Source organism: Mycetohabitans sp. B2, from assembly GCF_021733735.1.
GTDB lineage: Bacteria > Pseudomonadota > Gammaproteobacteria > Burkholderiales > Burkholderiaceae > Mycetohabitans > Mycetohabitans rhizoxinica.
Genome location: NZ_JAHKSP010000046.1, coordinates 24,350 through 48,576, shown reverse-complemented (window position 1 = coordinate 48,576; position 24,227 = coordinate 24,350). Strand labels below are relative to the sequence as shown.

The 24,227-nt window shown below is 60.9% G+C and carries 21 protein-coding genes and 3 pseudogenes; 16 read left to right on the top strand and 8 right to left on the bottom strand.

Going from position 1 to position 24,227, the window contains the following annotated elements; translation table 11 throughout:
* Positions 1-151: 151 nt before the first annotated feature.
* Complete coding sequence (locus KPG66_RS09245; protein ID WP_237070773.1) at positions 152-1,216, top strand: 2,3-butanediol dehydrogenase; 1,065 nt, start codon at positions 152-154, stop codon at positions 1,214-1,216.
* Positions 1,217-1,380: 164 nt separating this feature from the next.
* Here KPG66_RS09245 and KPG66_RS09240 read toward each other — a convergent pair whose 3' ends face one another.
* A complete protein-coding gene (locus KPG66_RS09240) occupies positions 1,381-3,210 on the bottom strand; it encodes a cholesterol oxidase substrate-binding domain-containing protein (protein WP_237070730.1) in 1,830 nt (609 codons plus the stop codon).
* Positions 3,211-3,361: 151 nt separating this feature from the next.
* Positions 3,362-3,498: pseudogene (locus tag KPG66_RS09235) on the bottom strand (ATP-binding protein); the annotation flags it as partial.
* Positions 3,499-3,536: 38 nt separating this feature from the next.
* Between KPG66_RS09235 and KPG66_RS17965 the strand changes: the two are divergent.
* Together KPG66_RS17965 and KPG66_RS09230 are read left to right on the top strand one after the other, a co-directional pair.
* A pseudogene (locus KPG66_RS17965) lies at positions 3,537-3,644 on the top strand (IS6 family transposase); the annotation flags it as partial.
* A 300-nt stretch (positions 3,645-3,944) separates the two neighbouring features.
* Entirely contained in the window at positions 3,945-4,118 is a 174-nt protein-coding gene (locus tag KPG66_RS09230; protein WP_237070729.1) for a hypothetical protein, read from the top strand.
* Between the two features lie 103 nt (positions 4,119-4,221).
* Here KPG66_RS09230 and KPG66_RS09225 read toward each other — a convergent pair.
* The 6 genes and pseudogenes from KPG66_RS09225 to KPG66_RS09200 all read right to left on the bottom strand — a co-directional run.
* Positions 4,222-4,622: pseudogene (locus KPG66_RS09225) on the bottom strand (IS66 family transposase); the annotation flags it as partial.
* Between the two features lie 85 nt (positions 4,623-4,707).
* Positions 4,708-7,422 carry an aconitate hydratase AcnA gene (acnA, locus tag KPG66_RS09220; RefSeq protein WP_237070728.1) on the bottom strand — a complete coding sequence of 905 codons (2,715 nt, stop codon included), beginning with the start codon at positions 7,420-7,422 and terminating at the stop codon, positions 4,708-4,710.
* Between the two features lie 39 nt (positions 7,423-7,461).
* A complete protein-coding gene (locus KPG66_RS09215; protein ID WP_013435854.1) occupies positions 7,462-7,632 on the bottom strand; it encodes a 2-methylcitrate dehydratase in 171 nt (56 codons plus the stop codon).
* Between the two features lie 32 nt (positions 7,633-7,664).
* Positions 7,665-8,237, bottom strand: a complete 573-nt coding sequence (locus tag KPG66_RS09210; RefSeq protein WP_013435853.1) for a hypothetical protein — start codon at positions 8,235-8,237, stop codon at positions 7,665-7,667.
* A 66-nt stretch (positions 8,238-8,303) separates the two neighbouring features.
* Complete coding sequence (locus tag KPG66_RS09205) at positions 8,304-9,380, bottom strand: HpcH/HpaI aldolase/citrate lyase family protein (protein WP_237070772.1); 1,077 nt, start codon at positions 9,378-9,380, stop codon at positions 8,304-8,306.
* A gap of 25 nt (positions 9,381-9,405) precedes the next feature.
* Positions 9,406-10,389, bottom strand: a complete 984-nt coding sequence (locus KPG66_RS09200; RefSeq protein WP_237070727.1) for a malate dehydrogenase — start codon at positions 10,387-10,389, stop codon at positions 9,406-9,408.
* Positions 10,390-10,789: 400 nt separating this feature from the next.
* On the opposite strand from KPG66_RS09200, the gene KPG66_RS09195 reads away from it, so the two are divergent.
* The 13 genes from KPG66_RS09195 to KPG66_RS09135 all read left to right on the top strand — a co-directional run bounded on the left by KPG66_RS09195 (position 10,790) and on the right by KPG66_RS09135 (position 24,221).
* Positions 10,790-11,578: a GntR family transcriptional regulator gene (locus KPG66_RS09195; protein WP_237070726.1), complete on the top strand. Its 789-nt coding sequence runs from the start codon at positions 10,790-10,792 to the stop codon at positions 11,576-11,578.
* 203 nt (positions 11,579-11,781) lie between these two features.
* Positions 11,782-12,192: a succinate dehydrogenase, cytochrome b556 subunit gene (sdhC, locus tag KPG66_RS09190; RefSeq protein ID WP_041753710.1), complete on the top strand. Its 411-nt coding sequence runs from the start codon at positions 11,782-11,784 to the stop codon at positions 12,190-12,192.
* A complete protein-coding gene (gene sdhD, locus KPG66_RS09185; protein WP_013435847.1) occupies positions 12,193-12,561 on the top strand; it encodes a succinate dehydrogenase, hydrophobic membrane anchor protein in 369 nt (122 codons plus the stop codon).
* Between the two features lie 4 nt (positions 12,562-12,565).
* On the top strand, positions 12,566-14,341 hold the full coding sequence (sdhA, locus tag KPG66_RS09180) for a succinate dehydrogenase flavoprotein subunit (RefSeq protein WP_013435846.1): 1,776 nt from the start codon (positions 12,566-12,568) through the stop codon (positions 14,339-14,341).
* 30 nt (positions 14,342-14,371) lie between these two features.
* Positions 14,372-15,076 carry a succinate dehydrogenase iron-sulfur subunit gene (locus KPG66_RS09175; protein ID WP_237070725.1) on the top strand — a complete coding sequence of 235 codons (705 nt, stop codon included), beginning with the start codon at positions 14,372-14,374 and terminating at the stop codon, positions 15,074-15,076.
* A 7-nt stretch (positions 15,077-15,083) separates the two neighbouring features.
* Entirely contained in the window at positions 15,084-15,353 is a 270-nt protein-coding gene (locus tag KPG66_RS09170) for an FAD assembly factor SdhE (RefSeq protein ID WP_013435843.1), read from the top strand.
* A gap of 51 nt (positions 15,354-15,404) precedes the next feature.
* Positions 15,405-16,706: a citrate synthase gene (gltA, locus tag KPG66_RS09165; protein ID WP_013435842.1), complete on the top strand. Its 1,302-nt coding sequence runs from the start codon at positions 15,405-15,407 to the stop codon at positions 16,704-16,706.
* A 439-nt stretch (positions 16,707-17,145) separates the two neighbouring features.
* Positions 17,146-18,555, top strand: a complete 1,410-nt coding sequence (gene leuC / locus KPG66_RS09160; protein ID WP_041753709.1) for a 3-isopropylmalate dehydratase large subunit — start codon at positions 17,146-17,148, stop codon at positions 18,553-18,555.
* 21 nt (positions 18,556-18,576) lie between these two features.
* On the top strand, positions 18,577-18,717 hold the full coding sequence (locus KPG66_RS09155) for an entericidin A/B family lipoprotein (RefSeq protein WP_013435840.1): 141 nt from the start codon (positions 18,577-18,579) through the stop codon (positions 18,715-18,717).
* Between the two features lie 94 nt (positions 18,718-18,811).
* Positions 18,812-19,465 carry a 3-isopropylmalate dehydratase small subunit gene (gene leuD, locus KPG66_RS09150; protein WP_041754385.1) on the top strand — a complete coding sequence of 218 codons (654 nt, stop codon included), beginning with the start codon at positions 18,812-18,814 and terminating at the stop codon, positions 19,463-19,465.
* 58 nt (positions 19,466-19,523) lie between these two features.
* Positions 19,524-20,597: a 3-isopropylmalate dehydrogenase gene (gene leuB, locus KPG66_RS09145; protein WP_237070724.1), complete on the top strand. Its 1,074-nt coding sequence runs from the start codon at positions 19,524-19,526 to the stop codon at positions 20,595-20,597.
* A 357-nt stretch (positions 20,598-20,954) separates the two neighbouring features.
* Positions 20,955-22,076, top strand: coding sequence for an aspartate-semialdehyde dehydrogenase (asd, locus tag KPG66_RS09140; protein ID WP_237070723.1), 1,122 nt, complete (start codon positions 20,955-20,957; stop codon positions 22,074-22,076).
* A 186-nt stretch (positions 22,077-22,262) separates the two neighbouring features.
* Complete coding sequence (locus KPG66_RS09135; RefSeq protein WP_237070722.1) at positions 22,263-24,221, top strand: hypothetical protein; 1,959 nt, start codon at positions 22,263-22,265, stop codon at positions 24,219-24,221.
* Positions 24,222-24,227 lie beyond the last annotated feature (6 nt).

Below are 24,227 nucleotides of genomic sequence, written 5' to 3'. Positions count from 1 at the left end.
CGGCATGCGGCATACGGCATACGGCATACGGCATACGGCATACGGCATACGGCACGCGTGGCGCCCAGCCGGCCCATTCGTTGATTTAGCGTCGCCCAATTAGGATGGAGGCACAATCGTGAACGACACAACTCCCGTACAGCAACCCAGCATGAAAGCCGCCGTTTGGCGCGGCCGCAAGGACATCCGCGTCGAGCAGGTGCGGGTTCCCGACGCGCCCCCGCCAGGGTGGGTCAAGATTCGGGTGCACTGGTGCGGTATCTGCGGCTCCGACCTGCATGAATATGTGGCGGGACCGGTATTCATCCCGGTCGAGCGTCCTCACCCGCTGACCGGGCTGAAGGGCCAATGCATCCTCGGGCATGAATTCAGTGGCGAGATCGCTGAGATCGGCGCCGGCGTAAGCGGTTGGCGCGTCGGCGAGCGGGTCACGGCGGATGCGTGCCAGCACTGCGGCACGTGCTACTACTGCAAGCAGGGCCTGTACAACATTTGCGAGAACCTGGCGTTCACCGGCCTGATGAACAACGGGGCGTTCGCCGAGTACGTGAATGTGCCGGCGGAATTGCTCTATAAACTGCCGGATGATTTTCCGATCGAGGCCGGTGCGCTGATCGAGCCGCTCGCCGTTGGGCTGCACGCGGTGAAGAAGGCTGGCAGCATTGCCGGGCAGACCGTGGTGGTGGTGGGCGCCGGCACCATCGGATTGTGCACAATCATGTCCGCTAAGACCGCTGGTGCCAGCCGTGTCATCGCGCTTGAAATGTCCACCGCGCGCAAGAAGAAGGCGCTGGAGGTCGGCGCCACGACGGTGATCGATCCAAGTCAGGGTGACGCGATTGAACAGGTGCGCGCGTTGACTGGTGGCTATGGTGCGGATGTGTCGTTCGAATGCATTGGCCATCGCACCACGGCCAAGCTGGCGATCGACGTCATCCGCAAGGCCGGCAAATGCGTGATGGTCGGTATCTTTGAGGAGCCGAGCGAGTTCAACTTCTGTGAGATCGTCTCGACCGAGAAGGCAGTCATCGGCTCGCTAGCCTACAACGGCGAATTCGCCGATGTGATCCGCTATGTTGCGGATGGGTGCATCGACGTGCAGCCGCTGATTACCGGTCGCATCGCGCTGTCTGACATCGTCAGCAAAGGGTTCGAGGAGTTGGTCAACAATAAGGACACGAACGTCAAGATCCTCGTGTCGCCAGTTGCCGCCTGAGGCGCGCGAAGTCAAAAAAGCCCGACGTCGTGGCATCGGGCCTTTCCATTGCCGCACCGGTACAGCCACACTGGTTTCGCCGGTCCTGTGCGACGTCTGCGGCTCGCTTCGAGCTTTCGACCTTATTGCAACAACACCCATTATATTTCCAGAAACTCTATCATTTATACTCCTGAAGGCAATAGCTTATCGAGCAACGCCGACGAGAAGATACGGTTAGGATCGTATTTATTGAGTGTCCTGATAGCTTTATCCCAATCTTTCTCCTGATCGATTTGGCCCTCCCTATAAATATTCGGGATCGTTGTGCTAATCGTCGTGTAATCCTCCCAGGCTGACGAATCTGTATATGCCCAACCCTTAGACCATTCTGGTCGCATTGTTGCATAGGAGCCTGCATAATTTGAAAGCATCCACTGTTCTGTTTCGCGATAAAATTTATTCGCGTGAGGTGTCCCAGGCAAAGTCAAAATGTCGAACCAAACCGCAATATTCCAATCGGGTCTATCCAAGCGTGGCTTAAGCATAGACAGGGCAGCAGTGACACTATTAGGGCTCACATCATTCGGGTTATCTAGCCCTGACACCCGAATTTCGAGCGGGCCATTGATTGGGTATTGGCTTTGCTCCTGATACGCATTAATGCGCTCCTGATAGTTCTCGACGAACTCGCTAATGACGCGCTGGACGTTAGCCCGACTGGTAACGACTGCATAGCCATTTGCAGTAACGCGCAGTGTGCTGGGTCGAATGTATTGTAGTACGTTTCTTGACCATCCCCAGATATCCAGGCTATGCGTGGTAATCAAGCCTGCAGTGGTAATTGCCAACTGCTTTTGGCCAAAATGTGGAGTAATAGTTACCTCGTTGTCAATGACAATGCGCTTGATTAAATCAGATAATTCTGTGGGAATCCAGTCTGAAAATGGATAATTGTTCGCCTTCGTGACAGTGCGCGAGAATAATGGCTTATTTGGTTTTATACTCCAGACTTTTAGCCATGGATTGCTTGTAAATGGGAACCAGATTATCTCTATTCTGCCAGATTTATCAAGAAACGATTCAATTGTTCTTTTGGATGTTCCGGTTTTTGCAAACAATTCCCTGGCAGAAATCTTATCGCGAAACGATCCAGTTGTTCTCTTGGATATTATAGGTTTTGCAAATAATTCATCGGCAGGAATATTAACGTAGCTCCGACAGCGTAAACGCTGATTTTTCCCGACTTGCATCGTTACCTCGACAATGCAAGCTCGTCCGATATGCGTGAGGAATGCACTAATATCTGCCTCTTCACGGGAAAACGTCCTCAATATATATTCTCTCTTTGCTTCATCATACACTACCGCACTTAACGATAGAATAAGGTTGCTTAAAGAGCCATAGGTATGTCCTGATAATAATTTCTCTCCTTTGGCTGGCACAGCAGTGCCATGCGCACCAATCGCTAGTGCACCTCCCAACGTAATGTCGCCGGGAGCAGGTACGGCTGTCATTCCTAGGCCTTCTGCTTCCAGTTTTTCGAGTAAGGTCTCCATCGATACGCCTGTTTGCGCGGTTACTCGAGCTGGTTTTGATGCCGTGTCAATTGATACGGCATTCAGGTTCTTCGTCATGTCAAGTAAAACGACTGAAGAAGCCTTGCTATCCGAGTTCATTATTAATGGAGACCAGTTATGCATATATCCACGTGGACGAATCTTATAATCATTTGATCTCGCCCAGTTTACAATGGAAACGATGTCGCTAGGTGTTTTAGGCGCCGCTGTCCATACTTTATCTACAAATATTTCCCCGCTCCAGTTCTCGTAAGCCTGCTGATAAATTGGTATCCCAATCGGGAAATTTACCAACATTTCACTTGCGTTGGCTGATATTTGAAAAATTGGCGACCACCCTCCAGTAACGATGCCCGAAGCAGATAACATGGCCATATCAGAAATAAACTTCCGGCGGGAACTCGTAAAACCCTTCTTTTTAAAATCCTTTTTCATTTTTAACTCCTATTTGTTAAATAGTAAAAAATGAATAAATGAAGGAAAGAGGCCGTCCGGACGGCCAGTTAAAACCCTTCCACGTTCGGTCGCGCAAATTCCTCTACATTGTGGAACGGGATGAGGTTGTTATTTAACGCTCTTTGGTTTTTTATGCAAGGGTTTTGTTAGCCCCTTTGAGTCGGTAACTATGCCCATCTAACTCGAGCAGAGAGCAGTGATGCATGAGCCGGTCCGGGATCGTGGTACTCATTTTGTGCTGCTGCTGAGGTAAGCACCCCAATTCTGATCTTGCTATCCATCACGCAAATTGCTTGTCATCAGAGGCGAGACGTGAGAACCGACGGATCTTGCGTGCTTAGCCGACGCCACGCAAGTTTGTCACTGGCCAGTTGGGCAGCTATGCAGCGGCCAAGGCGCAAATACCGCAGCTCGCTAGATTGTGTCGCGATAACGAAAAAATGTTGAGTCAGTTGCTAAATAGTCGAGCTTGAAAAGAGTTTGAAATGCTGTTGCGGTCAGGCGCAGAAGTCAAACGAGGGTTTGTGCAATAGCCGGAAAGATAGTCCAAAAGGGCAATTCCTAGGAGTTTTAAATATCACCGATGAGCGCGAGCCAGACAAGTTCTTGTAGGACACCGGATTTTTTCGTAGCCGCTTGGATGCGATGATCGATCTGCGGCACTCGCATGAGAGTCAGATGCCAGTGACCTGAAGAACGAGCTGACATTGCCGATGAAGTGCACCATCGAACTGAACGAGGTGGAGAAACGAGCCTTGCGAGAGCTTGCGCTGCGGCATCTGTATGAAGACTTCCGGATCAGAGGGCAGGGCTTGTTGCTGCTCGACGCAGGTCAACGGGTGCACGAGATCGCGGCCCAGTTAGAGGTGAGCAAGAAGACCGTTTAGAACTGGACGAACGCTTGGCGCGAGAAAGGGTTGTGGCCTGCTCCACGGTCATCAGGGCGGGCGCCCTATTCGCTCTGCGAAGACAGGGTTGCCACTTTAAAACATCGGTACTCGCGAAAAGGTAGTGCGCCGGCCGGTAGCCACGCCGCGCAGGGCGCGCTCAACGGGCAGGTTATCGATCTCAAGTCGTTCGTCATCGCAGTAGCGCGTCAGCGTCTTCCAGCGGTTGAGCGCATAGAGAATGGCGCGGCTTGTATCCGATTGACGCGAGAGCGTGGCAAGCATCTGGCTCAGCCAAGTATGAAGCTGATCGAGCAAAGACTTAGCGTGCAACTGGCGATAGGCGCCGCGCTCGTCGGCAGGCTTGCCGCGGATGACTGCTTCGACTTGATAGAGCGCACCGATTCGCTCGAGTGCCTCGGTATTGAAGGCATTCGACCGTGCGATGTGGAACGCGTAGCGCTGTTGTCTTGCATGAGCCCAACAAGCTGCTTCGAGTACACGAGATGCTCGGGCAGTATAGGTGCGTCACCATCTCGATTTCTCGTTGGGCCGGTGCCGCGCGGTGCGGCACCGGCAGCAGCTCACATCAGGCGGCGAGCAACTGGCGCAGCACGAACGGCAGGATTCCGCCGTGCTTGTAGTAGTCCACTTCGATCGGCGTATCGATACGCAGCAGCACCGGCACCTTCTTCACGCCGTTCTTGCCGCGGATGACCAGCGTGACTTCCTGTTGTGGCTTGAAGTCGTCCGTGAGACCTTCAATGTCGTAGATCTCTTCGCCGGTGATGCCGAGCGACTGCACGCTGTCCTCATTCTCGAATTGCAGCGGCAGCACGCCCATGCCCACCAGGTTCGAACGGTGGATGCGCTCGAAGCTGCGCGCCACGACCGCCTTCACGCCGAGCAAGTACGTGCCCTTGGCCGCCCAGTCGCGCGATGAGCCGGTACCATACTCTTCGCCGGCAAATACGATGGTCGGCGTGCCTTCGGCGATGTACTTTATCGCGGCGTCATAGATCGACGTCTGTTCGCCGCTCGGCTGGTGAATGGTCAGGCCGCCTTCCACCCGCGAGCCGTCTGGCTTGGCCGGAATCATCAGGTTCTTGATCCGCACGTTGGCGAACGTGCCGCGCATCATCACATCGTGGTTGCCGCGCCGCGAGCCGTAGCTGTTGAAGTCGGCCTTCTGCACGCCGTTCTCCTTCAACCAGCGGCCAGCTGGCGAGTCTTCCTTGATCGATCCGGCCGGACTGATGTGGTCGGTTGTGACCGAGTCGCCGAAGATGCCGAGTGCCCGGGCGTTTTTGACCGGCGTGATCGATTTGGCCGGTTGCATCGAGAAGTGCTCGCCGAAGAACGGCGGCTCGGCAATATAGGTCGACTTCGGCCAGTTATAGACTTGGCCCTCGGCGCCCTCGATCTGACTCCACAGATCGCCATTCTTGGTCAACTGCGAGTAATTCTCCTTGAACTTCTTCGCGTCCAACGCGTACTTGAGCAGTTGGTTCACTTCATCGCTGGACGGCCAGATGTCGCCCAGGTAGATGTCGCGGCCGCCCTTACCCTTGCCGACCGGCTCGGTCATCAGATCGCGTGTGATCGTGCCGGCGATTGCGTACGCGACCACCAGCGGCGGCGAGGCGAGGAAGTTCGCGCGGATGTTCGGATGGATCCGCGCCTCAAAGTTACGGTTGCCCGAGAGCACCGCGGCGGCGACCACATCATGCTTGACGATTGCCTCGTTGAGCGGCGCGGTTAGGTCACCGGCGTTGCCGATACAGGTCGTGCAGCCGTACGCCGCGACCGTGAAGCCGAGCTTTTCTAGGTAGGGCAGCAGACCGGTGGCGCTCAAATACTCCGTGACGATCCGCGATCCCGGCGCGAGCGACGTCTTGATGTGCGGGGCTACCGTGAGGCCCGCGTCGACGGCCTTTTTCGCGAGCAGGCCGGCGGCGATTAGCACGCTCGGGTTCGATGTGTTGGTGCACGAGGTGATCGCGGCGATCAGCACGTCGCCGTTCTTCAACTCGACGCCATCGGTGGTCTTGTATACCTTGCCCAGGTCGTCGGCTTTCTTCGCGAAACCGTTTTGCGCGACCGGCAGCGAGAACAGGTCGGCGAACGTGCTCTTCACGTTGCCGATCTCGATCCGGTCCTGTGGACGCTTGGGACCGGCAAGCGATGGCGCGACCGTGCTCAGGTCTAGCGTCAGCGTCTTCGTGTAGTCGATTTGGCCGGCGCTTGGGATGCCATACAGCTCCTGCGCCTTGAAGTAGTTCTCGAACGCGGCGATTTCTTCCTTCGTGCGGCCCGTGCCCTTGAAGTAGTCGATCGTCTTGTTGTCAACCGGGAAGAAGCCCATCGTCGCGCCATATTCCGGCGCCATGTTGCCGATCGTGGCGCGGTCTGGCAGCGTCAGCGACGCGGTACCTTCGCCAAAGAATTCGACGAACTTGCCGACCACCTTCTCCTTGCGCAGCATCTCGGTGATCGTCAGCACCAGGTCCGTCGCGGTCACGCCTTCGCGCAGCCGGCCTTTGAGTTCAACGCCGACCACGTCAGGCGTCAGGAAGTACACCGGCTGGCCGAGCATGCCCGCCTCAGCCTCAATGCCGCCCACGCCCCAGCCGACCACGCCGATGCCGTTGATCATCGTTGTATGGCTGTCAGTGCCCACCAGCGTGTCGGGATAATAGACCGTGTCGCCGTCCACGCTCTTTTTGTGCACGCCACGCGCCAGGTATTCCAGGTTCACCTGGTGCACGATGCCCACGCCCGGTGGCACGACCTTGAACGTGTCGAATGCCTGCATGCCCCATTTCATGAATTGGTAGCGCTCCTTATTGCGCTCGAACTCCAGCTTCATGTTCAGGTCCAGCGCATCCTTTTGCCGGAAGTAGTCGATTTGCACTGAGTGGTCCACAACCAGGTCGACTGGCACCAACGGCTCGATGCGCTTCGGATTCTTGCCGGCGCGCTGCGCGACGCCGCGCATTGCCGCGATGTCGGCCAGCAGCGGCACGCCGGTGAAGTCCTGCAACACGACGCGCGACACGACAAATGGAATCTCGTCGGTGCGCGCGGCGTTGGGTTGCCACTTTGCCAACTGCTTGACGTGCTCCTCGCTGATCTTCTTGCCATCGTAATTGCGCAGCACGGATTCGAGCACGATACGAATCGACACGGGCAGGCGGTCGATCTTGATGCCGAGGGCCTTGCCGAGCTGCGGCAACGAGTAGTACTTACCCTTGCCTGAGCCGCTATCAAATTCCTTGAGCGTTTTGTGGAGATTGTGGGCCATGGTGTTTCCCTTGGGTTGATACGCGTGGGTTCAGTCAAATCACGTACAAATCGACATACTCGTTGACGGGCATCGCCTCGAGGCGGGCCGGATCCAGCGCGCCGTCTCCAGCGCGAGCGCACTGTCGATGCGGTAGTGTTGCACGTAGTCGACGATGTCGACCAGCCCAGCATCCGGTTCAGGTCGCACGTTTGAGATCGGCGGGGACATGGCGGGGGCCCTGATATGCTGCCTGGCGTCGTTCAGTGACCTTGCAACAGGCTCGGACGCTGCTTGAGCGCCTCGGTCTGGATCGGCGCCGGCGCGCCAGCGACCATTTCGGGCGTCTTACATTCGTCGGCCAGTCGAGAGCTGTTCTTATCGGAGAACAGCATCGCCTTAGTCGGGATGACGATCAGATCGAGTCCCGTCGCCGCGTCGTGGAAGCGATCGGCGCCGGTGGTCGTCTGCTCACGCGGCAGCTTGTAATTCTTGCCGGCCCAATGCACGGTGACAATCTGGTCGCGCTTCATGTCGCCACTCAGGAAAAACGCGTTGTTGTCTGCGCAGCGCCATTTTGTTGCGCCTTCCGGCACCAAGTCGGCTATCGTTTTCGCAGCGGCTTTCTTGGCGGTGCGCTTCTTAGATAGTCGATGGCTCGGCTCGGGTTTCTTTGCTCCGGATTGTGTGCCGGATTGGGCGCCAGATCTTGTGCTGGATTGGGCGGATGCGGAGCTGGTGCCGGTTGCGGCGGCCGTGGCGGCGCACGCGTCGGCAGTCACGAATAGCGTGGCGCAGAGCACGCCGATGGCGGCGGCGATAGCGAGTGTCTTCATCTGTATCAATACCTTGAAAATAAGCGGCGACCGGGCGCGCGGGCGGCGCGCGCCGTGGGGCGGACGCTATTCTCGCCTATTCAACAATGGGACCGACATCGGGTTTGTCGTTACGGCGCGATTCGCCGCGGTGGCGTCCGACCCAGTGTTCTCAGCAGGCGTGAACCAGACGGCGACGTCGCGCGCAAGCGGCCGACCGAGCGCCTTCGCACGGCGAAGCACGCACCAGTAATAGCGGTAGCTCGCGCGGTCGTGCAGCGTGTCGCGGTGGCGAATGGGCCCCCATTGCGCCTGCTGTGCGGCAAGCAGGATGTCGGTGGCCAGCGCCAATTCGTCGTCGCGCGGGGCGAAGGCGGCGACGATCGGCTCGATTTGCGCCGGATGGATGCTCCACATCCGCGTGTACCCGAACTCGTCGCGGGCCCGCGCGGCATCGTGCGCGACGCGTTGCACGTCGCGCACGTCGGTCGTCACGTTATGCGACGGCACCTTGCCGTGCGCATGGCAGGCCGCGGCGATCTCGAGTTTGGCGCGGCGCACCAGCGGATGGTCGAATTGCCCCGGCGAGCGCATCGCGGCGTCAGCAATCGCGCCGTGATGTGCGGAGACGAAATCCATCAGGCCAAACGACAGCGATTGCACGGCGGGCAGCGCGGCCAGTGAAAATACCGAGTCGAGCGCGGCATGCGTCTCGATGAGCAAATGAACCGGGATGGGGGCGTGCAGACCGGTCTCACGGCGCACCGCGTCGATGAATGCGCACTGCTCGGCCGCCTCGTGCAGCCCACGCACCTTCGGCAACATGATGTACGCGGGCGGGCACCGTGGCGCATGCAGCACGATGCGCACGTCGTCGCGCCAATGCGGATGATCGTACGCATGGATGCGCACGCCAACGCGGCCAAAGCGGTTGCCCTCGCCGTGCAATAGCGAGGCGACCAGCGCCGCGTGTTCGGCCTCGCGCCCGACCTGCGCGCCGTCCTCACAATCGAGCGTGATGTCGAACACCGGCCCGAGCCGTTGCTGCAGCTCGAGCGACTTGCGCATCAGCTTCTCGCTGCCCGCGTAGTGATCGCACGCGGGCAGCAAGGCAGGCGGCGTTTCGCCGTCGAACAGGACATCGGCAGGCGTCAAGGCGTGCATCGTCGGCGTGAAGCGCGTGCCGGGCTCAGCCGAGCAGGTGCTGCACGCCGTCACGCTCCTCAAGCAACTCGTTGAGCGTGGCGTCCATCTTCTCGCGCGAGAAAGCATCGATCTCCAGACCCTCGACGCGCTTGTACTCGCCGTTCTCGGTGATCACCGGCACGCCATAGATGATGTCTTCCGGGATGCCGTACGAGCCGTCGGACGGCACGCCCATCGTGACCCACTTGCCATTGGAGCCGAGCACCCAGTCGTGCACGTGATCGATTGCCGCATTGGCCGCGGACGCGGCTGACGACAGTCCGCGGGCCTCGATAATCGCCGCGCCGCGCTTGCCCACCGTCGGGATGAACACGTTGCGGTTCCATTCGTCATCGTTGATCAGCTGGGTCAGTGACTGGCCCTCAGCCGTTGCGAAGCGGAAATCCGGGTACATCGTCGGCGAGTGGTTGCCCCATACCACGAGCTTCTCGATCGAGGCGACCGGCTTGCCGGCCTTGGCGGCCAGTTGCGACAGCGCGCGGTTGTGATCCAAGCGCAGCATCGAGGTGAAGTTCTTCTTGGGCAAGTCCGGCGCCGACTTCATCGCGATATAGGCGTTGGTGTTGGCTGGATTGCCGACCACCAGCACCTTCACGTCGCGGCTGGCGACCTCATTAAGCGCGCGGCCCTGCACCGTGAAGATTTCGGCGTTGGCCGACAGCAGGTCCTTGCGCTCCATGCCCTTGGAGCGGGGGCGGGCACCGACCAGCAGCGCAACGTCGGCATCCTTGAATGCCACTTTCGGATCGTCAGTGACGACCACGCCGGACAGCAGCGGGAAAGCGCAGTCCTCAAGCTCCATCACCACGCCCTTGACGGCGGCTTGTGCCTGCGGCAGGTCGAGCAGTTGCAGGATGACGGGTTGGTCCTTGCCGAGTAGATCGCCATTGGCGATGCGAAATAGCAGCGAATAACCAATTTGACCTGCGGCGCCGGTGACGGCAACGCGCTGAGCGGGCTTAGCCATTGATAAATCTCCAGGACGAGACGTTGAACGCAACAAAGAACGCCATTTTAAGCGCGCCGCGTGGCTCTTTGCAGCATGCTCGAGCTGACATTCGTCGCGCGTCGGTGAAGCGCGGTCTCGTTTGGCCGCATGGGCGAGTCACCTGAGGGGATGCGGTGCTCGCGCACGCGGCTAAACGGGGCGTGCCGGTAAATTTCGGTCGTTCAGCATTGCGTGGCATATCACGCTAGATCGACACGCGATACGCCACGCAGCAAGGCAACGCCGCGAAGCATTGCATAGCAACGCAGTTTAGGAGCCGAAGGGGGTAAAGTCAACCATATCTTATATCTTATATAAGACAGATGAATAGGGTGAAAAAAGATGGACGGTGCGGCGACCTTCATGATGAAATAGCGCCATGAATTCGAACCACGCGAGCCCGGGCAACACGACGAACGGCACCGAGCGCGGCCCGGCCGCGGGTGTGCCGTCGCCCACGTTCAGCCCGCTTTATCAACAGATCAAGGCGCTGATCACACAGAGCCTGGAGTCGGGCGAGTGGAAGCCAGGCGAGATGATTCCGAGTGAGGTGGAGCTGGCCGCGCGCTACAGGGTTAGCCAGGGCACCGTGCGCAAGGCGATCGACGAGCTGGCCGCCGACAACCTGCTGGTGCGCCGCCAGGGTAAGGGCACGTTCGTGGCGACCCATAACGAGGACCGCGTGCAGTTCCGGTTCCTGCGGCTGCTGCCCGACCAGGGCGAGCTGCAGCCGCACGAAAGCCGCCTGTTGGAGGTACGCCGCTTGCGTGCACCGGCAGAGATCGCACGGCAGCTGGAACTTAAGCCCGCGGACTCGGTGGTGCTGGTCAAGCGCGTGCTCGAGTTCGAGGCCAAGCCGACGGTGCTCGATGAGATCTGGCTGCCCGGTGCGATGTTTCGCGGGCTCACGCTGGAGCGGCTGTCCGAATACAAGGGGCCGCTGTATGCGATGTTCGAGACGGAGTTCGGCACGCGGATGATCCGCGCGTCCGAAAAGATCCGCGCGGTGGCCGCCGACGCGGCAGTGGCCGCGCTGCTGAGGGTCGCGCCCGATTATCCGCTGCTGTCGGTCGATCGCGTGTCGTACACGTACGGTGATCGACCGGTCGAGGTGCGGCGGGGCTGGTACGTGACGGCCGGATACCATTACCAAAACGATTTGAGCTGACAGAAAAAGACGATGGCATCGACGCGCGGCCGCCCGGTCTAGCGCCCGCCGCATACGTGGCGCAATGCCTATTGTTGCGCATCTGGCAAAGCAATCTTGCAACGCTGGCGCCCGGGGCAACACCGGGGCAACATTGTTGCAATGCATCGCGAAAAGAAAAGGCGTTAAAATTATGGGTTAGTGTCTCAACTTGGGGTCTAGCAATGGCTGAAGCCGTAAAAAAACCAAGACCGGAGTACCGGAACATCAGTATCGGCCAGATACTGAGATACCGGCTACCGCTCGCGGGCCGTGTATCCATCTTGCATCGTGTCAGCGGTGCGCTGCTGTTCCTGCTGCTGCCTTTCTCGCTGTACCTGCTTGAGCAGAGCTTGACTTCGGAGCTCAGCTTTGCGTCCCTGAAAGCCTTCTTTTCCTATCCTCTGGTCAAACTGATTGTGCTCGTGCTGTCGTGGGCGTACCTGTTCCACTTCTGTGCTGGGCTGCGCCACCTGCTGCTGGACACGCACCGTGCGGTCACGAAGCAGGGCGGCAAGCAAACGTCGATCGTCGTGTTCGTGGTGTCGTCGGTGCTCACGATTGCCGTCGCGCTCAAACTGTTCGGAGTGTTTTAAATGGCAGCGAATCACCGCATTGGTTCGAAGCGCTTGGTCGTCGGCGCTCACTATGGGCTGCGCGACTGGATCGCGCAGCGCGCAACCGCAATGATCATGGCGATCTACACGGTCATCCTGCTCGTTTGGTTCTTCTTGGCCGGCAACTTCTCGTATGACGGCTGGGCGGCGATCTTTTCGATCCAATGGATGAAGCTCGCGACGTTCGTCACGCTGCTCGCGCTCTTTTATCACGCCTGGGTCGGCGTGCGCGACATCTGGATGGACTACGTGAAGCCGGTCGGCGTGCGGCTCGTGCTGCAGGTGCTGACGATTGTCTGGCTCGTCGCGTGCACGGGCTACGCCGCACAGATTCTCTGGAGAGTTTAAAAGCATGGTTGCAATCAAGAATTCGCTGCCGCGTCGCAAGTTCGACGTGGTGATCGTCGGCGCGGGCGGCTCCGGGATGCGCGCGTCGCTGCAACTGGCGAAGGCTGGCCTGTCGGTGGCCGTGCTCTCCAAGGTGTTCCCGACCCGCTCGCACACGGTGGCCGCGCAAGGCGGCATCGGCGCATCGCTGGGCAACATGAGCGAGGACAACTGGCACTACCACTTCTATGACACGATCAAGGGCTCGGACTGGCTTGGCGACCAGGACGCGATCGAGTTCATGTGCCGCGAGGCGACGAACGCGGTCTACGAGCTTGAGCACTTTGGCATGCCGTTCGACCGCAATCCGGACGGCACGATTTATCAGCGCCCATTCGGTGGCCATACCGCGAACTATGGCGAGAAGCCGGTGCAGCGCGCTTGCGCGGCTGCGGACCGCACCGGCCACGCGTTGCTGCATACGTTGTACCAGCAGAATGTGAAGGCCAAGACGCACTTCTTCGTCGAATGGATGGCGCTGGACCTGATCCGCGATGCCGAAGGCGACGTGCTCGGCGTGACTGCGCTCGAGATGGAAACCGGTGACGTCTACATTCTCGAGGGCAAGTGCACGCTGTTTGCGACCGGCGGGGCCGGGCGCATCTTCAATGCGTCGACGAACGCGTTCATCAATACCGGCGACGGTCTTGGGATGGCCGCGCGCGCGGGCATCGCGCTGCAGGACATGGAATTCTGGCAGTTCCACCCGACCGGCGTTGCGGGCGCCGGCGTGCTGATCACCGAAGGGGTGCGCGGCGAGGGCGGCATTCTGCGCAACGCAAACGGTGAGCGCTTCATGGAGCGCTACGCGCCGACGCTGAAGGACCTGGCGCCCCGCGATTTTGTGTCGCGCTCGATGGATCAGGAAATCAAGGAAGGACGCGGCTGTGGTCCGAACAAGGACTACGTGCTGCTGGACCTGTCGCATATCGGCGCGGAAACGATCATGAAGCGCCTGCCGTCGATTCGCGAGATCGCGCTGAAGTTCGCGAACGTCGATGCGATCAAGGAGCCGATTCCGGTGGTGCCGACGATCCATTACCAGATGGGCGGTATCCCGACAAATCTCCATGGCCAGGTCGTTGGCACGCCGAAGGGCCACAAGGAGCCGGTCAACGGCTTCTATGCGGTCGGCGAATGCTCGTGCGTATCGGTCCACGGCGCGAACCGGCTCGGCACGAACTCGTTGCTGGACCTCGTGGTGTTCGGCCGCGCAGCGGGCAATCACATCATCCAGCACGTGAAGGACGTGAAGGAGCATAAGCCGCTGCCGGCCGATGCGGCCGATTTTGCGTTGTCGCGGCTGGCCAAGCTCGATGCGTCCACGTCGGGCGAGTACACGCAGGCGGTGGCGGCGGACATCCGCAAGACGATGCAGGCGCATGCGGGTGTGTTCCGCACGTCCAAGCTGCTTGCTGAAGGTGTCGTGAAGATCCGCGAAGTGTGCGCGCGCGCTGGCGACGTGCATCTGAAGGACAAGTCAAAAGTGTTCAATACTGCGCGCGTCGAGGCGCTTGAGTTGGCCAACCTGACTGAAGTTGCCCGTGCGACGATGGTGTCGGCTGAGGCGCGCAAGGAAAGCCGCGGCGCGCACGCGCAGAGTGACTACGAGCACCGCGACGATGAAAACTGGCTGCGCCATACGCTGTGGTTCAGCGAAGGCGACCGTCTGGACTACAAGCCGGTCCACATGAAGCCGTTGACGGTCGACCCGGTCCCCCCGAAGCCGCGGACCTTTTGAGCGACGCGCAGCAAGTCAAAGGAAACGAACATGGCAAAACGTATTTTTGAAATTTACCGCTACGATCCGGATAAGGACGCCGCGCCGCGCATGCAGACGTACGAGATCGAGCTCGACTCGCATGACCGGATGCTGCTCGACGCGCTGGTCAAGCTCAAGGCCGTCGACGAGACGATCTCGTTCCGCCGCTCGTGTCGCGAAGGCGTGTGTGGTTCGGATGCGATGAACATCAACGGCAAGAACGGGCTGGCGTGCCTGACGAACCTGAACGATCTGCCGCATAAGATCGTGCTGCGTCCGTTGCCGGGGCTGCCGGTGGTGCGCGACCTGATTTGCGACTTCACGCAGTTCTTCAACCAGTATCACTCGATCAAGCCGTACCTGATCAACGACACGCCGCCGCCGGAGAAGGAGCGGTTGCAGTCGCCTGAGGAGCGTGACGAGCTTGACGGCCTGTACGAGTGCATCCTGTGCGCGAGCTGCTCGACGTCTTGCCCCAGCTTTTGGTGGAACCCGGACAAGTTCGTCGGCCCGGCGGGCTTGTTGCAAGCGTACCGATTCATCGCCGATAGTCGTGATCAGGCGACCGGCGAGCGGCTAGACAACCTGGAAGACCCGTATCGTCTGTTCCGTTGCCACACGATCATGAACTGCGTCGATGTGTGCCCGAAGGGGCTCAATCCGACGAAGGCGATCGGCAAGATCAAGGAACTGATGGTGCGCCGGGCGGTTTGAGGCTGACGTGTCATCCTCTCATCAGTCCGACCCTACTCGTCGCGCGCGGCTGCGCTGGCGCGCGCGACGCGGCCTGCTGGAAAACGATCTGATTTTCGAGCGTTTTTTCAGCCGATATGAACATGAACTCAGCGATGCGGACGTTGGCGCGCTTACGCAACTGCTGGAGCTATCCGACAACGAGCTGATGGACCTATTGCTCTCGCGCAGCGAACCCGCTGCACCCCTCGCGACACCCGATGTGGCGCGCGTACTGGGTTGGCTGCGCACGGTGTGATTCGTGCGTCATATCGCAAATTGTTTCCTATACCACGATTGAGGATGTGCCATGACCCCGTCAGACGTTAAAGCCACGCTATCGTTCAGCGACAATTCGCCGAGTGTCGAACTGCCGATCTACAAGGGCACGATGGGGCCCGATGCGATCGACATCCGCAAGCTGTACGGCCAGACCGGCAAATTCACGTATGACCCGGGGTTCATGTCCACTGCGTCGTGCAACTCCTCGATCACCTACATCGATGGCGACAAGGGTGAGCTGCTGTACCGCGGCTATCCGATCGACGAGCTGGCGCAGAATGCAGACTTCCTCGAGACTTGTTATGTGCTGCTCAAGGGCGATTTGCCGAACAAACAGCAGAAGAAGGAATTTGTCGACACCGTGGCCAAGCACACGATGGTTCACGAGCAGATGCAGTTCTTCTTCCGAGGCTTTCGCCGTGATGCGCATCCGATGGCTATCCTGACGGCGGCGGTCGGTGCGCTGTCGGCGTTCTACCACGATTCGCTGAACATCAACGATCCGCGTCATCGTGACGTATCGGCGATCCGGATGATCGCGAAGCTGCCGACGCTCGTTGCGATGGCCTACAAGTACAGCATCGGTCAGCCGTTCGTCTATCCGCGTAACGACCTGTCGTACAGCGCGAACTTCATGCGCATGATGTTCGCGAACCCGTGCGAGGAATATGTGATCAACGACGTGCTGGTGCGCGCGCTCGACCGCATTCTAATCCTGCACGCGGACCATGAGCAAAACGCATCGACGTCGACCGTGCGGCTGGCCGGCTCGTCCGGCGCGAACCCGTTTGCGTGTATCGCCGCCGGTATCGCGTGTTTGTGGGGGCCGGCACACGGCGGCGCCAATGAGGCGGCGCTGAACATGCTCGAGGAAATCGGCTCGTCGGATAGGATTCCCGAGTTCATCAAGCAGGTCAAGGATAAGAACTCCGGCGTCAAGCTGATGGGGTTTGGCCATCGCGTGTACAAGAACTACGATCCGCGCGCGAAGCTAATGCGCGAGACGTGCCACGAAGTGCTCAACGAGCTTGGTTTGCACGACGATCCGCTGTTTAAGTTGGCAATGGAGCTGGAGAAAATCGCACTCGAGGACGAGTATTTCGTCTCGCGCAAGCTGTATCCGAACGTGGACTTCTATTCCGGCATCGTGCAGCGCGCGCTCGGTATTCCGACGTCGATGTTCACATGTGTTTTCGCGATGGCCCGCACGGTAGGCTGGATCGCGCAGTGGAGCGAGATGATCTCGGAGCCGGAGCAAAAAATCGGTCGTCCGCGCCAATTGTTCATCGGTCATACGCCGCGCGAGGCCAAGCCGATCGACAAACGGTAAGAGCAGATCTGTGCGTTGCGTCCGTCAGAGTCGGCGGCACGCGGCGCGCCGCCGGCGGTCTGTATGAACCAGCAGTCTGGTGTGAATCGGCAGTTTGCGGGAACTACCGGTCTGCGTGAACCGACCGTCAACGTCGATTAGGCCAAGGACAGAGCGGGCCAGAGATGCCGGGCAGGCGTCTCTGGCCCGTATGCTTTTCCCGCGCTGGGCGCACGGGACAGCGCACGAGACACGCTGTTCGGGTGTGCCAATGATGCTGGCAGTATTTATCCAGGTATTGCGAATACCACCATAACTCTATGTTTTTAATAGATTTTTTTATCAATTGGGTAGCGAATCGCCCCGTGCTGCTGGCATAATCGGTGCGTGGACCAACGCAACATCGACCTACGGTGTCCCTTCAATACCACGGTCCAGCACTGACCCGAGACTGAACGCCATGCCCCAGACCCTGTATGACAAACTGTGGGATTCGCACGTCGTCCATACCGAGGAAGACGGCACCACGCTGCTCTATATCGACCGGCACCTGTTGCACGAGGTGACTTCGCCACAGGCATTCGAAGGCCTAAAGCTCGCGCAGCGACCGGTGTGGCGCATCAGCGCGAACCTGGCGGTGTCGGACCACAACGTGCCGACCACCGACCGCAGCCACGGCATCGTCGATCCAGTGTCCAAGCTGCAGGTCGATACGCTGGACGCCAACTGTGACGCCTATGGCATCACGCAATTTAAGATGAACGACCAGCGGCAGGGCATCGTTCACATCATTGGCCCGGAGCAGGGCGCGACGTTGCCCGGCATGACGATCGTGTGCGGCGATTCCCACACGTCGACGCACGGCGCGTTTGGCGCGCTCGCGCACGGCATCGGCACGTCCGAGGTCGAGCACGTGCTCGCCACGCAGACGTTGTTGCAGAAAAAAAGCAAGAACATGTTGATCCAAGTCGATGGCGTGTTGCCGCGCGGATGCACGGCCAAAGACATCGTACTTGCGATCATCGGGCGCATCGGCACGGCGGGCGGCACGGGTTACGCGATTGAATTTGGCGGCTCGACGATCCGTGCGCTGTCGATGGAAGGTCGCATGACCGTGTGCAACATGGCCATCGAGGCCGGCGCGCGTGCTGGGATGGTGGCGGTCGATGACACAACAATCGACTATCTGCGCGAGCGGCCGTTCTCGCCGAAGGGGGCCGAGTTCGAGCAGGCCGCGCAGTATTGGCGCACGTTCCGCTCCGATGAAGGCGCGTACTTCGAGCGCGTCGTCGAACTGGATGCCGCGCAGATCGTGCCGCAAGTGACATGGGGTACGTCGCCGGAGATGGTCACCTCGATCGACGCACGGGTGCCGGACCCGGGGCGTGAGAAGGATCCGGTCAAGCGCGATGCGATGGAGCGTGCGCTCCAGTACATGGCGTTGGAGCCCGATACGCCGATTCAGGCGATCCAGCCCGACAAGGTCTTCATCGGCTCCTGCACGAATGCGCGGATCGAGGATCTGCGCGCGGCCGCGCACATGGTGCGCCAGCTCGGGCGGCGCATTGCGCCAAACATCCGGCTGGCACTGGTCGTGCCGGGCTCCGGGCTCGTGAAGGCGCAGGCCGAACGCGAGGGGCTCGACAAGGTATTCAAGGACGCCGGGTTCGAATGGCGCGAGCCGGGGTGCTCGATGTGCCTGGCGATGAACGCGGACCGGCTCGAGCCGGGCGAGCGCTGCGCATCGACGTCGAATCGCAATTTCGAGGGGCGACAGGGCAACGGTGGACGCACGCACCTGGTCAGCCCGGCGATGGCGGCTGCGGCGGCCATCGAAGGTCATTTTGTCGACGTACGTCGTTTGGCCTGACGCGACGGGGCAAGCATAAGAATGAAGCGCGTATTCATCGGGTGGCTCGCAGTGACCGCGGTGGTGCTGGGCTGTGCCGCGATCGCCGGATGCAACACCGTGTCGGGTTTCGGGCAGGACATGCGCGAGGCCGGTGCGGCGATCAAGAAGGCCGCGCAGTAACGCGGGTCTCGCTGCAGGTCACGGGTTGCGCACACGGCCCGCGACGGCGGGCCCGACCGGGTCCGATCAGGACTCGATCACGTTCGAGGAAGTCATGGAAAAATTTGTCGTTCATACCGGTATCGTCGCACCGCTCGATCGCGAGAATGTCGACACCGATGCCATCATTCCGAAGCAGTTCCTGAAGTCAATCAAGCGTACGGGCTTCGGACCCAATCTGTTTGACGAGTGGCGCTACCTGGACCATGGGGAGCCGGGCCAGGATTGCTCGACGCGGCCGCTGAACCCGGATTTCGTGCTGAACCAGCCGCGCTACCAGGGCGCCTCGATCCTGCTTGCCCGCCAGAACTTCGGCTGCGGTAGCTCACGCGAGCATGCGCCGTGGGCATTGCAGCAGTATGGCTTCCGGGCGATCATCGCGCCCAGCTTTGCAGACATCTTCTTCAACAACTGCTTCAAGAACGGCTTGCTGCCGATCGTGTTGCGCGGCGCCGATGTGCACCGACTGTTCAACGACACGGCCGCATTCAACGGCTTCCAGCTGACGATCGACCTGGAGCAGCAGCAGGTGCGCACCGTGGATGGCGCCCACGCGTTCGAATTCGACATCGCGCCGTTTCGCAAATACTGTCTGCTCAACGGGTTCGACGACATCGGTCTCACGTTGCGTCATGCCGAGCGGATTCGTCAGTTCGAGGCCGAGCGGCTGGCCCGTCAACCGTGGCTGAACAATCGTCTCGTCGGTTGAGGCGGCGCGCATTGCCGCGCGTCGCGCCTTTCGATTCAATGTTTTTGGAATGGAACGTATGAAGATTGCCGTGTTGCCGGGCGACGGGATTGGCCCGGAAATCGTCACCGAGGCGGTAAAAGTCCTGAATGCGCTCGACGAGCGCTTTGAACTGGAGCAGGCACCGGTCGGGGGCGCCGGCTACGAGGCAAGCGGGCATCCGTTGCCGGACGCCACGCTGGCGCTGGCCAGGCACGCAGACGCGATTTTATTCGGCGCGGTCGGCGATTGGAAATACGACCAGCTCGAGCGCGCGTTGCGCCCGGAGCAGGCGATCCTTGGCTTGCGTAAGCACTTGCAGTTGTTTGCGAACTTTCGCCCGGCGATCTGCTATCCAGAGTTGACCGGCGCGTCATCGCTGAAGCCGGAGATCGTGTCCGGACTGGACATCCTGATCGTGCGCGAACTGAACGGCGACATCTACTTCGGCCAGCCGCGCGGCTTGCGCGACGCGCCGGACGGCCCGTTCCACGGTAGCCGCGAGGGTTTCGACACGATGCGCTATGCGGAGCCGGAGGTGCGACGGATCGCGCACGTGGCCTTCCAAGCCGCGCAAAAGCGCGCGAAGCGGTTGACTTCGGTCGATAAAGCCAACGTACTGGAAACGTCGCAACTGTGGAAGGACGTCATGATCGACGTGGCGCGCGACTATCCGGATGTCGAACTATCGCATATGTATGTCGACAACGCGGCGATGCAACTGGTGAAGGCGCCCAAAGCATTTGACGTGGTCGTCACGGGCAACATGTTCGGCGATATCCTATCCGACGAAGCGGCGATGCTGACTGGCTCGATCGGGATGCTGCCCTCCGCGTCGCTCGACGTGAACAACAAGGGCCTGTATGAGCCGTCGCACGGCTCGGCGCCGGATATCGCGGGTAAGGGCGTGGCTAATCCGCTCGCGACGATTCTATCGGCTGCGATGATGTTGCGCTACTCGCTTGGACGCGCCGAACAGGCGGACCGGATCGAGAACGCGGTCAAGCGTGTGCTCGCGCAAGGCTATCGCACGCCGGACATCGTTACGCCGGGCTGCAAGCAAGTCGGCACGCGCGAAATGGGTGATGCGGTCATCGCGGCGCTGGCACGCTGACGCCGCCCAGGCGATTTGTCCGAGGGGGTGCAAGTGGCTGAATCGGTTCGCTTTTTGAGTCGGTTTGGCGCCATCGCGCTACGATTTCGTGTACACTGCGCAACATGATGCAAGCCCCCCGTTCCACGAGCCTGGTTGCTGCGATTGTCGGTGACGATCGCGGCGCGCGTTCGCGCGAGCGGAAATGGACGGCCGTGCGCGTTCTCGCGGCGCATCGCACGCCGCCTATTGGCACGACGATGATTCGTACCCGCAAAACGATCAAAACTTGATCGTGTCCAGTCGTGTCCGCCTCATCTTCCCCGCGCGGCCACACTGGGGACAGATGCGGGGAAGAACCGATCCCAAAGGTAAGTCATGAACGTAGGTCTCGTTGGTTGGCGCGGCATGGTCGGCAGCGTCCTGATGCAGCGCATGCAACAGGAGCGCGATTTCGACCTGATAGAACCGGTCTTCTTTAGTACCAGCAATGCGGGCGGTGCGGCGCCGGCATTCGCGAACACGGACACGAAGCTCAAGGACGCGTTCGCTATCGACGAGCTAAAGCGCTGCGACGCGATCATCACGTGCCAGGGTGGTGATTATACGAACGACGTCTATCCGAAGCTGCGCGCAGCCGGCTGGAAGGGCTACTGGATCGACGCGGCCTCCGCGCTGCGGATGAAGGACGATGCGGTGATTATCCTGGATCCGGTCAATCTCGACGTGATCCGTGATTCGCTGGTGCGTGGCGGGCGCGATTTCATCGGCGGGAATTGCACCGTGAGCTTGATGCTCATGGCGCTGGGCGGATTGTTCCAGCACGACCTGGTTGACTGGCTGACCGCGATGACGTATCAGGCCGCGTCCGGGGCCGGCGCACAAAACATGCGCGAGCTTTTGTCGCAGATGGGGACGCTACATGGCGCGGTTGAGCCGCAACTGACCGATCCCGCGTCGTCCATCCTAGACATCGACCGCCGCGTGTTGTCCGCAATGAACAGTGACGCGATGCCGACGCAGCATTTCGGCGTGCCGCTGGCCGGTTCGCTGATTCCATGGATCGACAAGGACCTGGGCAACGGCATGTCGAAGGAAGAATGGAAGGGCGGTGCCGAGACGAACAAGATCCTCGGCCGTCCAGCCGTCGGCGAGCCGGGGTCGATCCCGGTCGACGGATTGTGCGTGCGCATCGGTGCAATGCGTTGCCATTCGCAGGCATTGACGATCAAGCTGAAGCAGGACGTGCCGCTCGACGAGGTCCATCAGATGCTGGCGACGGCGAACGATTGGGTGAAGGTTGTGCCGAACGCGCGCGACGCGTCGATGCACGCGCTATCGCCGGCCAATGTGACCGGCACGCTGTCGGTGCCGGTCGGCCGGTTGCGCAAGCTCGCGATGGGCGGCGAATACTTATCGGCATTCACGGTCGGCGACCAGTTGCTGTGGGGTGCTGCCGAACCGCTGCGCCGGATGTTGCGCATTTTGCTTGAACATTGATCTGCCAGCGGGCAACGCGCGCGCCCGTGCGCGCGAAAGATAAGGGCGTTGCGCGCTGCGTGGCGCCTTTTTCGTTTTAAGATGCGGCTTTTGTGATCGAAAGCCAACTAGAATCGGCGCCGGCGTGCGGCACAGGCCAACGGCGGCGCTCAGGTTAGCACGCATCGTGGCGATGTAGGAGTATTAATGAGGGTTCGAGCATGGGGCGCGCGCGTGGGCGCCGTGGCGGTGACGGCAATGGTTACGGTGTCGTCGCCGGGCGCGGCGGCAGCCGGAACGAATACCGGCGCGGCCGGCACGGCCGGCGCATCGGTTGCCGATAGCGCAGGCTCCAATCGTTTTGTCGTCAAGCCCGGCCAATCGCTAAACGACATAGCCAGTGCTGTGATCCAGTCCAACGACCGGGCGATGCGTGACAGGATGGTGGCACTGCTGTTCAAGGCCAATCCCGGCGCGTTTATGGGGCGCGATCCGGACCGCTTGAAGATCGGTGCGGTGATCCAGGTACCCGACGGCGCGATCCAGCGCGCGCCGCAACCTTCGAATACTGCGACGGGGATGAGCGGCGCACCATTGCCGACGCTCGCGTCCCACGCCGCGGCGCTGGACAGTGCCGCGCCGGGCATTGCCACGTCGGGTGGCGTCGCGTCCTCGGGTGCCTCCGTTGGCGTCACCTTGGGTGTCACCTCTGGCGCGTCCACGCCGTCTGCGCCGCAAGCCGAGGGGGGGCCGGTACATCAAGCGAGCACGCCGGCGACCGCGGGCGTTGCAGCCATTGTGCCGGAGTCAGGCTCGGTTGCATTGGCGTCACCGTCCGCATCCGCGTCCGCGTCCGCGGCGTGGGTGGTCTCGACAACTGCTGTGGCGGCGAGCCAGGGTACGGCCCGCGCGTCGGCCCGCACGGGGGCTTTGCCACGTCTGTCGCCAACGATCGCGGCGGGTGCCGCTGCACTAGCGTTCCTGCTGGTGGGATTGCTGATCGCGCTGGTGCGACGACGGCAGCGCGCGGCAGCTACTGGCAATATGGGTGGTGCACAGGGCGTTGGCCCACGCGAGGAGACTCGAGCGGGCGCGGCTCGTGCGCCGGATGGCGGCTTGCCGCATCGTGCCTCTGCAATGCGAACCGGGTCTAAATCGTCTGACGGCACGGTACCCCATGCCGGCGATGAGGCGTTGCAAGCTGCCGTCGTCGGCACGGCGGCTACGGGTGTCGCCGTGGCGGCCATGGGCGTCGCGGCGACGGCGGTGGCTGCCGCGGTGACGCGCGATGCCGGTCGGGGGGGTGATGCCACGTCGGATGCTGAGCCGCCGGTGGTTAGCCGCTCGTCGGACGCCATTGACAGCGAGCGGGCGCAGGAGCGGGCGCACGTCGTGCCCGTCGCACACGAGGACGTGGGGGAGCGCGACGACGAATCGCTGCTGGCCAGTCACCGTGGGGGCGACAAGGCACAGGCATCCGATCGTCTGGACGCCGGACAGACGCATGCCGCCGACACGGCGCGTGAAGGCCCGACCGTTGAGGCTGGCGAAGCCGGTCTGCGGTCCGGGACCGTTTCGACCGCCGGAGCGCACGACGCATTGTCGCGCGGCGACATGGTCGAGCACGATCCGGACGCTGCGTCGCCGTCATCGGGTGCTGTTTTAGCCGCCTTCGCAGCCGAATCGCCGGCCGTCACCGCAACGCACGCCGGCGAGCGGCACACGCCGCTGGCGCCCGACTTTCCGGCACACGCCGCTGCCGCGCTGGCATCGCTGGAGCTATCGCTGCCGCCGTTGCCGTCCACGACGTCGAGCGTGTACGATGCGGCGATTGCCGATGCGCAGATCGCCGCCGTCGAGCGCGACGCGCCGATGGCCCCGCCACCCTCCGTTGCGCCGCCGCCCCGCTTCGGTGCCGCCCATTTCGGCGCATTGAACCTCGATTTTGATCTTGATTTGCCGCTGCTGGCCGCGCAACCGTCCGTCGCGCTGGTGCCGGACGAACTCGCCGCGATCGCCCGTCACAAGCTCAATCTGGCCGTCGAATCCATGAAGTTGGGCGATGCGGCGGGCGCACGCGCATTGGTCAGCGAAGTCATCGCGTCGAACGATCCGACGACGCTGGAAAAGGCGCGGGCGCTGCACGCCGCGCTCACGCCGCTTTGAGCAAGG

Bases quoted from the DNA above. Each gene is read 5' to 3' on its own strand.
- KPG66_RS09245 (WP_237070773.1), top strand. From the start codon at position 152: ATGAAAGCCGCCGTTTGGCGCGGCCGCAAGGACATCCGCGTCGAGCAG.
- KPG66_RS09240 (WP_237070730.1), bottom strand. From the start codon at position 3,210: ATGAAAAAGGATTTTAAAAAGAAGGGTTTTACGAGTTCCCGCCGGAAG.
- KPG66_RS09230 (WP_237070729.1), top strand. From the start codon at position 3,945: ATGAAGTGCACCATCGAACTGAACGAGGTGGAGAAACGAGCCTTGCGA.
- acnA (WP_237070728.1), bottom strand. From the start codon at position 7,422: ATGGCCCACAATCTCCACAAAACGCTCAAGGAATTTGATAGCGGCTCA.
- KPG66_RS09215 (WP_013435854.1), bottom strand. From the start codon at position 7,632: ATGTCCCCGCCGATCTCAAACGTGCGACCTGAACCGGATGCTGGGCTG.
- KPG66_RS09210 (WP_013435853.1), bottom strand. From the start codon at position 8,237: ATGAAGACACTCGCTATCGCCGCCGCCATCGGCGTGCTCTGCGCCACG.
- KPG66_RS09205 (WP_237070772.1), bottom strand. From the start codon at position 9,380: ATGCACGCCTTGACGCCTGCCGATGTCCTGTTCGACGGCGAAACGCCG.
- KPG66_RS09200 (WP_237070727.1), bottom strand. From the start codon at position 10,389: ATGGCTAAGCCCGCTCAGCGCGTTGCCGTCACCGGCGCCGCAGGTCAA.
- KPG66_RS09195 (WP_237070726.1), top strand. From the start codon at position 10,790: ATGAATTCGAACCACGCGAGCCCGGGCAACACGACGAACGGCACCGAG.
- sdhC (WP_041753710.1), top strand. From the start codon at position 11,782: ATGGCTGAAGCCGTAAAAAAACCAAGACCGGAGTACCGGAACATCAGT.
- sdhD (WP_013435847.1), top strand. From the start codon at position 12,193: ATGGCAGCGAATCACCGCATTGGTTCGAAGCGCTTGGTCGTCGGCGCT.
- sdhA (WP_013435846.1), top strand. From the start codon at position 12,566: ATGGTTGCAATCAAGAATTCGCTGCCGCGTCGCAAGTTCGACGTGGTG.
- KPG66_RS09175 (WP_237070725.1), top strand. From the start codon at position 14,372: ATGGCAAAACGTATTTTTGAAATTTACCGCTACGATCCGGATAAGGAC.
- gltA (WP_013435842.1), top strand. From the start codon at position 15,405: ATGACCCCGTCAGACGTTAAAGCCACGCTATCGTTCAGCGACAATTCG.
- leuC (WP_041753709.1), top strand. From the start codon at position 17,146: ATGCCCCAGACCCTGTATGACAAACTGTGGGATTCGCACGTCGTCCAT.
- KPG66_RS09155 (WP_013435840.1), top strand. From the start codon at position 18,577: ATGAAGCGCGTATTCATCGGGTGGCTCGCAGTGACCGCGGTGGTGCTG.
- leuD (WP_041754385.1), top strand. From the start codon at position 18,812: ATGGAAAAATTTGTCGTTCATACCGGTATCGTCGCACCGCTCGATCGC.
- leuB (WP_237070724.1), top strand. From the start codon at position 19,524: ATGAAGATTGCCGTGTTGCCGGGCGACGGGATTGGCCCGGAAATCGTC.
- asd (WP_237070723.1), top strand. From the start codon at position 20,955: ATGAACGTAGGTCTCGTTGGTTGGCGCGGCATGGTCGGCAGCGTCCTG.
- KPG66_RS09135 (WP_237070722.1), top strand. From the start codon at position 22,263: ATGAGGGTTCGAGCATGGGGCGCGCGCGTGGGCGCCGTGGCGGTGACG.